The organism is Parasphingopyxis sp. CP4, from assembly GCF_013378055.1.
In the GTDB taxonomy this organism is placed as follows: domain Bacteria; phylum Pseudomonadota; class Alphaproteobacteria; order Sphingomonadales; family Sphingomonadaceae; genus Parasphingopyxis.
The window spans coordinates 1,232,433-1,245,585 of record NZ_CP051130.1 but is presented as its reverse complement, the minus strand read 5'-3'; the positions used below and the strand labels follow the sequence as shown (position 1 = coordinate 1,245,585).

The following is a 13,153-nucleotide window of genomic DNA, read 5'->3' as shown; positions in this document are numbered from 1 at the left end:
ACTGGCGCCGGACAAGCCACTGTATCGAGCGTATTGAAAAGGTGGTGAGCCCTGCTGGGTTCGAACCAGCGACCTACTGATTAAAAGTCAGTTGCTCTACCAACTGAGCTAAGGGCCCAACCACCGCGAGCGACCTAGGGATGGTTGGGCTTCTGGTCAACCAGCATATTGCGCTTGAGGCGGTGAAAAAGTTGCCTGAGCGTGTAGCCCAAGACCGGATGGCGCCAGTGGGGCGCGATTTCCGCCAGCGGTTCCAGGACGAATTTACGGTTGGCAAGCTCGGGATGCGGAATGGTAAGGGTCTGGTCGTCCCAGCACCCGCTAGACCAGAGCAGCAGATCGATATCGATGACCCGGTCGCCCCAGCGGCGCGTTGACCGTCGCCCCATATTCGCTTCGATCGACTGCACCAGTTCCAGGAGTTCCTGCGGGTCCAGGTCGGTCCGGGCAAGGACAGCAGCATTGGCATAATTGCGGCTGCCCGGGCCAAGGGGAGGGGTTGTGCGGATGGTTGAACTGGCGTCGATATCGACGCCAGAATCCACCAGCGCGTCGATCGCGGTCTCGATCACGCGCCGCGGTGGTCCGTGCCGGTAGCGATTGGACCCGAGGCCGATGAGATAGCTTGTCTTCGCCATGCCGGTCCGCCTATCGCAGCGCGATGAGGGAGACCAGAGCCAAACCCGGACGCGATTGCGATCTATGTCCTCGCCTGGCTGGCTTTCGGATCGAACAACGTGACGCGCAGCCCGCCTGGTTCAATGCGCCGGTGCCTGGATTTGGAGATCCCGAAGCCTGGCTGGCGGTTGTCGGCCTGGCGCCGGGCCTCACGGGGGCCAATCGGACAGGACGCCCGTTTACGGGGGATCAGGCCGGGGGGATGCTCTACAAGGCGCTGGCCAAGGTCGGTTTGATGTCAGGCGAATATGGCGGTCATGCGGATGACGGGATCGCGCTGGATGGCGTGATGATCCTCAATGCCGTGCAATGCGTGCCGCCGCAAAACAAACCCACGGCTGCCGAGATCAATATGTGCCGATCATTCCTGGTGTCCGATCTTGATCGGCTGCCCAAGCTCACGACGATTATCGCACTGGGCACCATTGCGCATGCGTCCGTCGTGCGCGCCCATGGCGCGGTGGCGGGACATTATAAATTCGGTCATTGCGCCGCGCATGATTTGCCGGGCGGTCGCCATCTTATCGATAGCTATCACTGCTCGCGCTATAACCAGAATACGGGTCGGCTGACCGACGCCATGTTCGAAGCGGTGTTCGCGCGAGCAGTGGAGCGTCGTCCTTAGTTGGCCTTGCGGAACAGCAAGGTCATCCGGTCGCTTTCGCCGATCGCGACATATTGATCGCGATTGGCGTCGCCGAGTGCGAGCACTGGCGGCAGCGTCCAGACCCCACGGTCCCAACCGGCGGTATCATTTGGGTTGGCGTTGATTTCCGATGCCTGCACCAGCTCAAAACCATTGAGCCGGAAGATGTCGATCACATCCTGTTGGCGCAGATATCCGCGAGTGCCGTTCGATCGCGCCCAGGTCTCGTTGGACGGTGCACGATGCTGGACAACGCCAACCATGCCATCATCGGCAAGCAAATCGCGCAAACGGCGCAGCTCGCTATCCGCGATATTGTTGTTGCGCATACCGTGGAGCGAGCGGAAGATCAGGATCCGATCGACCGTGCCGGCCAGCCCTTCGGGGGCTTCGTCGCTTTCAAATGCAGTGACCAAAGAGGCGGGAATACCGGTCCATTCTTCGACATTGGCGGCCATGCGCTGCGGCCAACTATCCCGGCGGGCGCTCTGCTCGGCATTCAAATCGCGGAAGGACGAGTCTGCGTTCACCGCGATGTAGCGGCCTTGCGGTGCGATATAGGGCGCTAGGACCCGCGTATACCAGCCACCGCCCGGTCCGAACTCGGCCACCGTCATGGTTGGCTCGACGCGGAAGAAGTTCAGCGTCTCGGCCGGGTTGCGATAGCGATCTCGGGCGCGGTCATCGGCGCGATAATCGGCGGCGAGAACGGCGCTAAGCCCGGTAGGTGCTGCTGGCGAAGTCGCCGTCGGTTCAGCCTGCGGCTGTTCAGCCGGACCGAGCACGCGATCCAGGACGCGATCCAGGATGGACGGTTGGGCGGCTTCTTGCTCGCCCTGCGCCTGAAAGGCGAGGACAGGTGTTGCGATTACGGCGGTGGCCGCAATCAGGAGGGCAATCTTACGGGTCATTGTCATTCTCCCCAAGGAAGTGATTGTTATTCAGATGGCGGGCGCGACGCGTCCCGAGCGGCACGAAATTCGGCGTCCGGATACCAGTTGGGCCAGGCATCCGAATTGGCCAGCTCACGGCCAATGGCATAATAGAGCTCAAGGTCCTGGATCGCGCCGTCCCAGTTCCAGTTCGGGTCATATTCGTCTTTCGGACCATGATAGCGATTGTCGCGATAATCCATCGCGGCAGCGGCGCCCGCTTCGGGCCCACCATTGATCAGATCTTCGCCACCTTCGGCATAGATCATCGGCACACCCGGGCGAGCGAGCGCGAAATGGTCGGATCGGAAGAAATAGCCGGCTTCCGGGCTCGGCTCTGGCTCAACCACGCGACCCTGCGCTGCGGAGGCTCGGGCGAGATAGTCTTCCAGCTCCGACTTGCCATAGCCAACAACCACAACATTGCGGGTTTCGCCGAGGATGTTGAGACCATCCATATTGATACCGCCTGCCGTCTGGGCGAGTGGGAAGACCGGATTGGCGCCATAATATGCAGACCCCAACAGGCCGGATTCTTCAGCCGTGACAGCGAGGAAGACCATCGAACGCTCGCTTGGCCCGGCTGCTGCATGGGCTTCGGCTAGAGCGACAAGGCCGGCGGTGCCGGTCGCATTGTCGAGCGCGCCATTGCAGATATCGTCGCCATCGGGAGCCGGAGTACAGCGTCCCAGATGATCCCAGTGGGCGGTATGGATCACATATTCATCCGCGCGTGTCGTGCCCGGCAGAATAGCGATTACGTTGCGTGAATTTTCGCGGCGGATCGTGTTTTCGACACTGGCGCTCGCGGTGATGCCGAGTGGCACCGAGGTGAAACCCTGTTCACGCGCGGCGGCGGTCAATGCATCAAGATCCTGACCGGCAGCGGCCAGCATTGCGCGTGCGGCTTCATTGGTGACCCAGCCTTCGACCGGAACCCGATCCATATGGTCATTCTCGGCCTGGATATTGAGCTGCGGGCCGGACCAGCTGCTCTCCACAACATTCCAGCCATAAGAGGCAGGCGCAGTATCATGGATTATGATCGCACCGGCAGCGCCCTGGCGTGCAGCTTCCTCATATTTATATGTCCAGCGACCATAATAGGTCATCGCCCGGCCATCGAAGATACCTTCATTGGTGGGGCTTTCAAAGTCCGGATCATTGACGAGGATCACGGCGATCCGGTTCGTCATGTCCAGGCCTTCATAGTCGTTCCAGCCGCGTTCCGGAGCGTTGATGCCATAGCCGACAAAGACAAGCTCGGCATCGGTAACGCTGATTTCAGGAACAACGCGCGGCGTACCGATCACCATGTCGCTGCCATAGGCAAGGGACACCGTGTCGCCATTTACCGTGTAGGAGAGAGCAGCGGTCTCCGGGTTGGCATCGATTTCAACAAGCGGCACTTCCTGGAACCAGCTGCCATTGTTGCCAGGCTGGAGGCCCGCGGCGGCAAAGCGCTCGGCGAGGAGCGTAACCGTCAGCTCTTCGCCCGGCGTGCCCGGCGCGCGGCCTTCAAATTCGTCTGAGGAGAGGGTTTCGGTCAGACCGCGGACAGTCTCAACAGAGATGGCAGGCGCATCGCTTGTTTGGGCGGCCAATGGCATCGTCACGGCTATCGCGGCGGTTGCAGCCAGCATTTTCATGGTTCGAATATTCAAGTGTCTCTCCAATAGTCAGTCGCACCACATCTGTGGCGGCATTGCATGCGTGTAACGGCCCGTTGAGAGAGCCGTTCTTACTTCTGTTTGCGCACCATCAGCACATCGCTGGGCGCGCCGGTCAGCATCGTGGTTGCATTGCTGCCGATTGTTGCCTGAACAAAGCCGCTATGGCCATGTGTACCCAGGACCAGCAAATTTGCATCATGCTCGCGAAGGGATCGATACACGACCGCTTCGATCTGCCCAAATCCGATATGCGGATGGAGACGGGGACGAACGGCCTCAGGCAGAGCAGGATCAGCGAGAAACTCCTCCATCGACTCTTCGGCTTCTTCACGAATTTCGCGCTCAACATCCTCCGATTTCAGCCAGCCACTATAGGGAACAGCATAGGCGTGGACGAGGTGGATATCGGCGGTCGGAAACAGGTCTGAGGCAGCGGTGATTGCGTCAATCGAGCAGCCTGAAAAATCGGTCGCGACGACAAGGCGTTCATAGCGCGCATTGGGGCGTTTCTTGACGACCAAAACCGGCACGGTGGCGCGGCGGACGATATAGTCTACGGCGGTTCCCAGTGTGATATCGCCCAGGCTGGTATGACGGGCAACACCGGTGACGATCAGGTCAGCGCCTTCGGCCGCCGCGGCAATCGTTTTGGGCGGCGAGCCGGGTTCAACGCGGATGTCGACTGCAGCGGCGCTGTCGGGCAGGTCGGCGCGAATCTGTTCGATGACTTCGTGGGTATCTCGCTCTGCTGCCGATTTTTCGAGCACATGCAGCAGCGTGACGGAGGCGCCCATCTCGCTGCCCAACATGACAGCTCTATCGAGGGCACGATCGCTGCGTGCGGAAAGATCGCTGGCGAGCAACACAGTGTGAGGCATGATAGCAAAATCCCAAAAGCGGCATTGCGGCGAGGGCGGTCTGCGCCCGCCTTGCAAAGCCACAAAACGATATCAGTACCGGCGCAAGGCGCAAGGGATACCGGTCAGGATTTCCGTGAGATTGGTCGAAATTTGGCAGATTTCTTCGCGCTCATAGATGCGAGTGCATCTCGCAATATGCCTGGTCTATCACGCCGGTCCGCTCGGACGGCTGAGGATGAAATAGGTGACACAGCTTAAGACCAGCAGCTGGATGACAATGATCGTGGTAGATACGCCCAGCGCAATGCTGACGATCGGTGCCGCGACGATAGCGACCATGGCCGCGATCTTCGCGCGTTTGCTGATCGCACCATGTTCGCGCCAATTGGCAATGAGCGGGCCGAATTGCGGATGCTCCTCGAGCCATTTCGCCAGTCGCGGTGAAGATCGCGCAAAGGCAAAGGCGGCGACGAGCAGGAAGGGTGTGGTGGGCAGCAATGGCAACACCGCGCCGATTAGACCCAGAGCAAGCGCGATGAGCCCGCAGATCAGCCAGAACAGGCGAATGCCGAGACGTTTCTCCATAGCACCGCATAGCATAGGGCGGTCATCTTACGCGCGGGAAATTGGTTGCGTTAGTTTCCACATCGCCGGTAGAAGGTTTGCGGACCTCGGGGGACTGCGAACAACAGGGGGTTTATTATGAAGATGATGACTGGCTGCTCGATCGGCCTGTTGCTTGGCGCTGCATTGACGGTACCGGCTCAGGCGCAACAGTTGGAAAATGCTGCGGAGGCCTTTGGTCAGCGCGTTGCTGTCGGCTCCATTGCGCTGTCGCCCAGCGGAAACAGGGTGGCGTATCTCGGGCCGGGGCCAGGAGAGGAAACTCGTGCCTATGTGGCCGATGTCTCAGGCGGATCTGCCAATGTCGTGACGCTAACGGATGGCGATCCGATGGAGCTGGACTGGTGTCGCTTCGTCAGTGAGCAGCGCCTTGTCTGCCAGATCTATGCGCTGACCCAGGATGTAAATCAGATCTACCCGATTACGCGCATGTTCGCGTTGAATGATGATCGGTCCGAGGTGCGGCCGCTTGGCCAGCGCGACAATCGCTTCCGCAATAATCGGCAGTTTGATGGCGTGATCATCGATTGGTTGCCGGAAGAGGAGGACATGGTTTTGATGAGCCGGGTCTACGTCCCCGAAGGCTATCGGGGCGATACCCGGATTGTCGATGACGACGAAGGGCTTGGTGTTGTTCGCATCAATACCGTGACAGGGCGCACCAATCGCCTAGAGCCGCCTATCCGGCAAAATAGCCGCTTCATCAGCGACGGCCACGGTACCGTTCGCATGAAGTCAACGCGATCCATACGCGGTGCGACGGGCATGTCAGATTCGACCCTCAACTATTATTATCGTCTCGCAGACGACAATGAATGGCGCAATTTTGGGACCTATGATTCGCTTGAGCGAACCGGCTTTTATCCTCTGGCAATCGATCGCGACCTGAATGCCGTTTATGGGCTTGAGCCCCTCGATGGTCGCGATGCGCTGTATCGCATTACATTGAACGAAACGCTCGATCGCGAGCTGGTTTTTTCGCACCCCAGAGTCGATGTTACGCGGCTTGTGCGGATTGGACGCAATCGGCGCGTCATTGGCGTGGGGTTTTCCGAAGCTACAAGCACAATTGAGTATTTCGATTCCGATTTTGATGCGCTCCACCAAGCACTAGTGAACGCATTGCCTGGTAGTCCCAGCATCACGTTTCTGGATACAAATCTTGATGAAACCAAGATTCTGGTGATGGCCGCCAGCCCCACGGAGCCGGGCCGCTATTATGTGTTCGACCGGTCAGCCGGATCTCTGAACGAGATATTGCTCGCTCGGCCTGAGCTAGAAAATACGACGCTCTCATCCGTGCGAGCCGTAGAGTTTCCGGCAGCTGATGGCACGATGATCCCGGGCTATCTGACATTGCCGCTAGATGGCCCGCAAACAGGCCTTCCCGCCATCGTAATGCCGCATGGCGGTCCAGAATCGCGGACTTACCTGCGATTTGATTGGCTCGCTCAATTCTTCGCGCATCAAGGCTATGCGGTGCTGCAGCCCAATTTCCGCGGATCAGCCGGATATGGCGACGATTGGCTCATCACCAACGGCTTTCAGGGTTGGGAGACGGCGATTGGCGATGTGAATGATGGAGCGCGGTGGCTGGTGTCCGAGGGGATTGCCAATGCCGATCAGCTCGCGGCAGTCGGCTGGTCCTATGGCGGATATGCGGCGCTGCAATCCGGCGTGCACGAACCGGGGTTGTTTCGGGCAATCGTGGCAATTGCCCCTGTCACCGATCTTCCTGCGCTGCGCCAGGATTCCATGGCATTCAGCAATGGCCGCAACGTTTCGGAGTATCTCGGCTCTGGGCCGCATATCGCAGCCGGTTCGCCAGCGCGTCATGCCGATAGGATGACAGCGCCGGTCTTGCTGTTCCATGGCGACCAGGACATCAATGTCGATATCGGCCAGTCACGGCGGATGCACGATCGTCTCAACGATGCCGGAGCGAGCACAGAATTGGTCATCTATGAAGGCGTGGATCATGGTCTTCGGGACTCCGAGGTTCGTGCACAGATGCTGGATCGTAGCGATCGCTTTTTACGCGAAGCGCTCGGCCTATAGGTTTGGCCCAAACTCCGCACATCCTTGTCGATGCCGATGCCTGTCCGGTGAAGGAGGAGATCTACAAGGTTGCCTATCGGCATGAAGTGTCGGTGACGATTGTCAGTAACAGCTTTTTGCGGGTGCCGGATCACCCGCTGATCGACCGCGAAGTGGTGAGCGACAGCTTCGATGCCGCTGACGACTGGATCGCTGAGCGGGCGGGCGCGCATACAGTTGTGATCACGGCGGATATCCTGCTCGCTGATCGCTGCATCAAGGCAGGCGCGAGCGTGATCGGGCCGAATGGCAGGCCCTTCACCGCAAATTCCATCGGCGCTGCTGTGGCGACCCGCGCGATCATGGCGGACTTGCGGGCGGGCGGAGATGCGATTGGCGGGCCACCTCCTTTCTCCAAATCTGATCGTTCGCGCTTCCTGTCTGCGCTGGACGAAGTACTCGTCAGGCTGAAGCGCGCTTAACGCGGGCAGGGGGTCCCGTCTGCCGTTTCGGCGGTCTCGCCGGGCCGGTATGTGCAGACGATATTGGCTTCCAGATCGTCAGCATCGAACCAGGTCGGTTTCATCTCCATCGCGGCAAACATCGGTACCTGATCGGCATAGTGACGGGAGTCAGGACGCGTCGTTGCAGCTCCAAACTGATGAACGCTGCGCGCGCTCACCGCGCCTTCGCTATTCCAGGTGATTTCCATTATGTAGCTGTCGCCCGCATTGCCGACAAAGACACCATCTTGCGGCTCGCCCCAATAGACGGCGCGCAGCGCGTCCGGTCCACCGGTGATCGCCACATCGGTATCGCCACGTCTCAACCGCAAAACCTCACTCAGCGGCGGATCGATCCGACCGTGATTATCCCGCAGGAAATGGACAGCGCCGGCGAAAGTGAGCTGCGGATCGGGCAGGGGATCGCCGCGATAGGCCGCCATCATCACGGACCGCAATATCGCAGCCGCCAAAGCATCCGCCCGGCCTTCGCCATCAAGGTTCCAATCCCATTCTGCGAGCAATTGCTGCGCATCAGACATCTCTCCCGGTTCGAAATTCAGTCCGGCTATCTGGCGGAGATAGGAACCGGCAGCGGATTGCTGAGAATAGCCCATGTCATATTTGATCTCGCGCAGGGCTGGCCAATCGATCGGACCGATATCGGTCATCAGCTCGACAATCCGCATCATCCGGTTGGTCTCATTGGTCTCGATACCAAGCAGCGCTGAATAATCCGCGGGGTCGAGATTGTCCTCTGCGGCGGTCGCGATCCAGGGCGTGCTGTTCGCATCGAATATATAGCCAGCCTCCGGATCGATCAGGAACGGGATCTGTTCAAACGGCGCATTCTCGGTCCATAGCGTGTCGCTCGTGTCGCCCGGCAATACACCGCGCCAATCATAGCCTTCGGCTCGATTTGGGAAACGCGCATTGTAGAAGCGCGCGATATGTCCTTCGGCATCGGCATAGATGAAGTTGGTGGCCGGGATGGCCTGCATGCGCATCACCTCCTGCCATTCTTCGAAATTCGTCGCGCGGGTTAGCCGATAATATTGCTCGACCTGGCGGATCTCTCCAATGCCGCCATAGCGGATTGCAAAGGCGCCATTATCATTGACGATCACCGGGCCGTGCACCGAGCGATAGACGGTCTCGGGAACCGGAAGGACAAGCGGCCCCATCCGGACATGCAGCCAGATGCGGCGGCTTTCGAGCGGCAGCCATTCGCCATCAAAGCGATAGGCATCACCATCCTCGTTCAGCGTCAGTTCGTAGACATCGATCAGATCCGGTCGGTTGACTGTATTCGCCCAGCCGATCGTCCGATTGTGACCGATCAGCGGGACCGGTGCGCCAGGAAACAGGCCGCCCATCACATCGAGCCCTTCATTGCTCGTCATATGGGCTTCGTACCAGGCAACCGGCCCGGTCCATGGCTGGTGAGAGTTCACGACCAACATGGTCGCGCCATCCGGATTGCGAGAAGGCGCAACGGCAAAGGCATTGGACCCGCGCTCGTTCGCGCGCTCACCGGCGCGCGGTGGGTCTTCGCTGGCGACGAGTGCGCCAAGCGTGCGATCAATTCCGAAGAAGAAGGGAGAGGTGAAGGCAAATCCGGTGGCGATATCCTGGCCAGAGACCGGGAACAGGCCGCGCAGGCGCAGTTCTTCGGGATGCTCGGAGGCATAGAGGTTGAGACCATCGGCATAGGCCTCGATCACCGCGCGGGCCTCGGGCGAAATGTCCGTCTCGTAACGAGCTTCGACATCGGCGCTCACGTCGAAAAGATGCCAGACATAATCCTGGCCTGCGCCCGGTGCGCCGGTGAGTTCTCCAGCCCTGCCGCGGGCTGTGGCAATCAGTTCCTGGATCGTCGCGAAATCATCTTCGGCATGGGCATAGGCAAGGCCGAACGATGCATCGGCATCTGTCTCACCCAATATATGCGGTACGCCCCAGCTGTCCCGGTGGATCACAACATCATATTCAGTTTCGGGAGCCGCGATGCTTTCCTGCTGCGCCCACCATTGGCTGTTGGCGGCAATATTGATCACCGCAACCACGGCGATCACCGCCGCCAATATTCCGAGAATTTTTGCCAGACGCTTCATTATGATCGCTTGCCCTCTTGTTTCAGCAGCCCCTCATCGCGGGCGGCGGGCAGGAGATCAAGCGTTGCGCAGGGTCACAAATCGCCCAGTTCGCAGCCACGGGCTTCAAGGACTGGCTTCAGCTCGCGATAGACGGCCGGGTGCCGGGTCAGCGGGATTGTCGGGTAAAGATGATGGATCAGATGAAACTCCATGCCCAGTGAACCGATCGTTCCCAATGTGCTGCGCCAGGATCGCGTGTTGCGATAGCGGCTGGTTTCCTTGGCCGGATGATGCGGAGACCAGGAGAGGAAGAAGACAATATAGACGAGCGCAAAGTGCCGCGGTAGCCACCAGAGCAGGATCGCTTCGAGCGCAAAGCCGCTCCAGGCGAGCGCGCACAATATGCCGTAAAAGATCACCTTATAGGCGAGCGCATCAACGATCACATCCGTGCGGCCGATCCGCTGCAGCACGGCTCCATAGCCATTTAGCCCTTCGGTCGCACCAGGTTGCTGGCTCAGGATCGTGCGGCGAATAGAATCGAGCGGACCTTTGGCATGGGTACCATAATCGGCATCCAGCTCTGGATCATTGGTGTGCTTGTGATGCTCATAATGGGTGAGCCGCGCGACCCGATAAGGCAGGACCAGCGGGATCAGCGAGGCGTGGCCGATGAACTCGTTCAGCCAGCGCCACTTGGTGCCCGCCCGCCCGAAAATGTCATGCTGGGCTTCATGGGATGGCAGATAGCAGAGCGTGATATTCGCACAGGCGATCAGGGCGCCGGCCCAAAGCGGGAGAATGCCAGTCATCACCAGCGGCCAGAGCGATAGCCACACGGCCAGGTTACCAAGCCCCCAGGCCACCATCAGCCAGGGCACGCCGCCCATATATTTCTTGGCGATCGCCTGCTCCTTGCGGATCAGCTCCTTCTTGCTCATGCCGTCAAGGGCGTGTGGATCGGTGGTTACAGCGTCCATGAGATCCAGCTCCCTCTAATCTGTGCGTACAGGCCCCAGACACCGCCGATAATGAACCCCGCCATCAGCGGGCTGAGCGAGAATGGCGGTGTCCAGCCGAGCAGGGTGACAATCTGAGCAAAGGCAGGCGGGATGAACAACAGGCCGAACAACAGCGGCCCCAGTCCAAATGTCAGTTTCAAGATGCGTTCGTTCATATCGCTTCCCTTGATTCTCCTAAGCAGCCTTGGCGGACGTGTCGGTCCTGCCCAGCTGTTCGATTTTTTTCACCAGTTCTGCATGGAATTCGGGCGTCGCATCGGCGGCGAGGCAGACATAGAAGCCCTGCAACGCATTGTGTCGAAACTCGGCGATCGAGATCCTTTGATGCACCCAGTCATGCAGGCACGTGCGGTAGATAGCGTACATTTGCGAACCCAGCATATCGCTGTCGATCGTTCCCCGCAGCAGACCTTCGCGTAGGCCCGCCCGGCACGCGTTCGCAGCCATCTGGGTTGAGCGTTCGTCGATCCAATGCGCGTCGAGCCGTTCGCGGCTGTGAAAACCAACCTGCTCGCCCGCAATCATTGCGGCACGATAGAAGTTTTCGTCATCGGCAAAGATGTCGGTCGACTGGATAACAACGGCTTCGGCCTGATCGATCGCCGGAGCGCTTTCGAAATCCTCGAGCTGCTCTTCGATACGAACGACTGCGCGTTCGACCAGCGCCATCAGGACCGCATCCTTGCTGCCAATCAGATTGTAGATGGTGGGGACAGTAACCGATGCGGCGTCGGCCAGGGCGCGGAGATTGAGGGCATCAAACCCTTCATCCCCGATCACACGCTGGGCTTCGCCAAGGATAGCGTCGCGGCGGCGTTGCTTGTTTATCGATCGTGTATCCGAATCGGCCATGCGCTATAATTTACACAATGCTAAAATTTAATCAACGTGCAAATTATACAGAGCTGCAGGCTGAGCCCGGTTATAGGTCTCCTAGATCACAGCCCCGTTCTTCAAGGATCGGTCGCAACTCGCGATAGGCCGCCGGTGTCCGCGTCAACGGAATGGCCGGGTGGAGATGATGGACGATGTGATATTGCATGCCCATCGAGGCGATATTTCCGAATGCGCTCCGCCAGGCCCGCGTATTGCGATACCGACCGACCGCTTTGGCCGGATGGTGCGGCGCCCAACTCAGGAAGAATTGAACATAGGCGGTGGCGATATGACGTGGCAGCCACCAGAGCAGCAGGGCTTCGATACCAAATCCGGCCCAGGCACAGGCGCACAGGATCCCGTAAAATACGACCTGATAGATTAAACCATCGCGCACGACGTCTTCACGGCCCATGCGAATGAGCGCGTCCTTATAGCCGCGTAGGCCCCGATTGGACCGCGGCTGGCGGTTTTTCAGGCTGACCCAAATCATGTGGATGGGACCGTTGGCGCGCATCGAGTAATCCGGATCGCGCTCGGGATGATTGGTGTGCCGATGATGCGCGAGGTGCGTGAGCTTGGCGACGCGATAGGGAAGGACCAGCGGGACCGTCGAGAGATGCCCGACCAGTTCGTTCAGCCAGCGCCAGCGCGTGCCGGGTCGCCCGATAATATCATGCTGTGCTTCATGCGAAGGCAGGTAGCAAAGGATCACATTGACTGTCGCAATCAGGAACCCGGCCCAGAGCGGCAGGATATCGAGCAGGACCAGCGGCCATACGGCCAACCAGATCGCAAAATTACCAAGACCCCAGGCGACTGCAAACCAGGGCACGCCGCCCAAATATTTGCGCGCGATCGCATGTTCGCGCTGCGCCAGCTGTCGATTGGCCTCGGCGGCGACGGATGTGAGTTCGTTTAGAGCTGCCATGACAGCCAGCTCCCGCGCCATTGCGCGTACAGCCCCCAAAGACCGCCCACCACAAAGCCGGCGGCCAAAGGAGTGAGGCCGAACGGCGCAGCCCAACCGACGCCGCCAAGGATCTGAGCCGTGACGGGCGGAATGAATAACAGACCAAAAAGCAGCGGGCCAAAATCAAAGCCCGTTCTCAAAATTGTAGCCACCATATTCCCCAACCGAAGTTCTGAATGAATCAGAGTCCGTTCACCACCCATTTGGGCTAGTAATGGCTATTGTTAAATAAC

Annotated in this window: 14 protein-coding genes and 1 tRNA gene; 3 read left to right on the top strand and 12 right to left on the bottom strand. The window is 59.3% G+C overall.

The annotated features are described in order from the left end of the window. Positions 1 to 42: 42 nt before the first annotated feature. Both HFP51_RS06010 and folK read right to left on the bottom strand, forming a co-directional pair. Positions 43 to 118: transfer RNA gene (locus tag HFP51_RS06010), tRNA-Lys, on the bottom strand. Between the two features lie 16 nt (positions 119 to 134). Then, positions 135 to 638: a 2-amino-4-hydroxy-6-hydroxymethyldihydropteridine diphosphokinase gene (gene folK / locus HFP51_RS06005; protein ID WP_176874824.1), complete on the bottom strand. Its 504-nt coding sequence runs from the start codon at positions 636 to 638 to the stop codon at positions 135 to 137. A 23-nt stretch (positions 639 to 661) separates the two neighbouring features. Here folK and HFP51_RS06000 point away from each other — a divergent pair, with 23 nt between their 5' ends. Further along, on the top strand, positions 662 to 1,303 hold the full coding sequence (locus tag HFP51_RS06000) for a uracil-DNA glycosylase (RefSeq protein WP_176874823.1): 642 nt from the start codon (positions 662 to 664) through the stop codon (positions 1,301 to 1,303). Here HFP51_RS06000 and HFP51_RS05995 read toward each other — a convergent pair. From HFP51_RS05995 to HFP51_RS05980, 4 genes are all read right to left on the bottom strand, one after another. After that, positions 1,300 to 2,235, bottom strand: a complete 936-nt coding sequence (locus HFP51_RS05995; RefSeq protein WP_176874822.1) for a class I SAM-dependent methyltransferase — start codon at positions 2,233 to 2,235, stop codon at positions 1,300 to 1,302. The genes HFP51_RS06000 and HFP51_RS05995 overlap by 4 nt on opposite strands. A gap of 26 nt (positions 2,236 to 2,261) precedes the next feature. Beyond that, positions 2,262 to 3,905 (bottom strand): M28 family metallopeptidase, encoded by a 1,644-nt coding sequence (locus HFP51_RS05990; RefSeq protein WP_370462953.1) that lies wholly within the window; start codon positions 3,903 to 3,905, stop codon positions 2,262 to 2,264. A gap of 92 nt (positions 3,906 to 3,997) precedes the next feature. Further along, positions 3,998 to 4,807, bottom strand: a complete 810-nt coding sequence (locus tag HFP51_RS05985; protein ID WP_176874821.1) for a universal stress protein — start codon at positions 4,805 to 4,807, stop codon at positions 3,998 to 4,000. 189 nt (positions 4,808 to 4,996) lie between these two features. Beyond that, positions 4,997 to 5,374: a YbaN family protein gene (locus HFP51_RS05980; RefSeq protein ID WP_218135327.1), complete on the bottom strand. Its 378-nt coding sequence runs from the start codon at positions 5,372 to 5,374 to the stop codon at positions 4,997 to 4,999. Positions 5,375 to 5,491: 117 nt separating this feature from the next. On the opposite strand from HFP51_RS05980, the gene HFP51_RS05975 reads away from it, so the two are divergent. After that, positions 5,492 to 7,471: a S9 family peptidase gene (locus HFP51_RS05975; RefSeq protein WP_176874820.1), complete on the top strand. Its 1,980-nt coding sequence runs from the start codon at positions 5,492 to 5,494 to the stop codon at positions 7,469 to 7,471. A 2-nt stretch (positions 7,472 to 7,473) separates the two neighbouring features. Next, the gene (locus tag HFP51_RS05970; protein WP_176874819.1) at positions 7,474 to 7,932 is read left to right on the top strand and encodes a YaiI/YqxD family protein; all 459 of its coding nucleotides are present in this window, start codon (positions 7,474 to 7,476) and stop codon (positions 7,930 to 7,932) included. Here HFP51_RS05970 and HFP51_RS05965 read toward each other — a convergent pair. The 6 genes from HFP51_RS05965 to HFP51_RS05940 all read right to left on the bottom strand — a co-directional run bounded on the left by HFP51_RS05965 (position 7,929) and on the right by HFP51_RS05940 (position 13,123). Beyond that, positions 7,929 to 10,067 carry an acylase gene (locus tag HFP51_RS05965; RefSeq protein ID WP_176874818.1) on the bottom strand — a complete coding sequence of 713 codons (2,139 nt, stop codon included), beginning with the start codon at positions 10,065 to 10,067 and terminating at the stop codon, positions 7,929 to 7,931. The two genes, HFP51_RS05970 and HFP51_RS05965, sit on opposite strands and share 4 nt — an antisense overlap. Before the next feature lie 74 nt (positions 10,068 to 10,141). Then, positions 10,142 to 11,029 carry a fatty acid desaturase gene (locus HFP51_RS05960; RefSeq protein ID WP_176874817.1) on the bottom strand — a complete coding sequence of 296 codons (888 nt, stop codon included), beginning with the start codon at positions 11,027 to 11,029 and terminating at the stop codon, positions 10,142 to 10,144. Beyond that, positions 11,017 to 11,226: a hypothetical protein gene (locus HFP51_RS05955; RefSeq protein ID WP_176874816.1), complete on the bottom strand. Its 210-nt coding sequence runs from the start codon at positions 11,224 to 11,226 to the stop codon at positions 11,017 to 11,019. Before HFP51_RS05955 ends, HFP51_RS05960 begins: the two co-directional genes overlap by 13 nt. A gap of 19 nt (positions 11,227 to 11,245) precedes the next feature. Next, entirely contained in the window at positions 11,246 to 11,923 is a 678-nt protein-coding gene (locus HFP51_RS05950; protein ID WP_176874815.1) for a TetR/AcrR family transcriptional regulator, read from the bottom strand. 70 nt (positions 11,924 to 11,993) lie between these two features. Then, positions 11,994 to 12,878, bottom strand: coding sequence for a fatty acid desaturase (locus HFP51_RS05945; RefSeq protein ID WP_176874814.1), 885 nt, complete (start codon positions 12,876 to 12,878; stop codon positions 11,994 to 11,996). After that, positions 12,866 to 13,123, bottom strand: a complete 258-nt coding sequence (locus HFP51_RS05940) for a hypothetical protein (protein ID WP_255454913.1) — start codon at positions 13,121 to 13,123, stop codon at positions 12,866 to 12,868. The genes HFP51_RS05945 and HFP51_RS05940 overlap by 13 nt, the downstream gene beginning before the upstream one ends. Positions 13,124 to 13,153 lie beyond the last annotated feature (30 nt).

Bases quoted from the DNA above. Each gene is read 5' to 3' on its own strand.
- HFP51_RS05960 (WP_176874817.1), bottom strand. From the start codon at position 11,029: ATGGACGCTGTAACCACCGATCCACACGCCCTTGACGGCATGAGCAAG.
- HFP51_RS05980 (WP_218135327.1), bottom strand. From the start codon at position 5,374: ATGGAGAAACGTCTCGGCATTCGCCTGTTCTGGCTGATCTGCGGGCTC.
- HFP51_RS05990 (WP_370462953.1), bottom strand. From the start codon at position 3,905: ATGAAAATGCTGGCTGCAACCGCCGCGATAGCCGTGACGATGCCATTG.
- HFP51_RS06000 (WP_176874823.1), top strand. From the start codon at position 662: ATGAGGGAGACCAGAGCCAAACCCGGACGCGATTGCGATCTATGTCCT.
- HFP51_RS05945 (WP_176874814.1), bottom strand. From the start codon at position 12,878: ATGGCAGCTCTAAACGAACTCACATCCGTCGCCGCCGAGGCCAATCGA.
- HFP51_RS05985 (WP_176874821.1), bottom strand. From the start codon at position 4,807: ATGCCTCACACTGTGTTGCTCGCCAGCGATCTTTCCGCACGCAGCGAT.
- HFP51_RS05975 (WP_176874820.1), top strand. From the start codon at position 5,492: ATGAAGATGATGACTGGCTGCTCGATCGGCCTGTTGCTTGGCGCTGCA.
- folK (WP_176874824.1), bottom strand. From the start codon at position 638: ATGGCGAAGACAAGCTATCTCATCGGCCTCGGGTCCAATCGCTACCGG.
- HFP51_RS05955 (WP_176874816.1), bottom strand. From the start codon at position 11,226: ATGAACGAACGCATCTTGAAACTGACATTTGGACTGGGGCCGCTGTTG.
- HFP51_RS05965 (WP_176874818.1), bottom strand. From the start codon at position 10,067: ATGAAGCGTCTGGCAAAAATTCTCGGAATATTGGCGGCGGTGATCGCC.
- HFP51_RS05940 (WP_255454913.1), bottom strand. From the start codon at position 13,123: ATGGGTGGTGAACGGACTCTGATTCATTCAGAACTTCGGTTGGGGAAT.
- HFP51_RS05950 (WP_176874815.1), bottom strand. From the start codon at position 11,923: ATGGCCGATTCGGATACACGATCGATAAACAAGCAACGCCGCCGCGAC.
- HFP51_RS05995 (WP_176874822.1), bottom strand. From the start codon at position 2,235: ATGACCCGTAAGATTGCCCTCCTGATTGCGGCCACCGCCGTAATCGCA.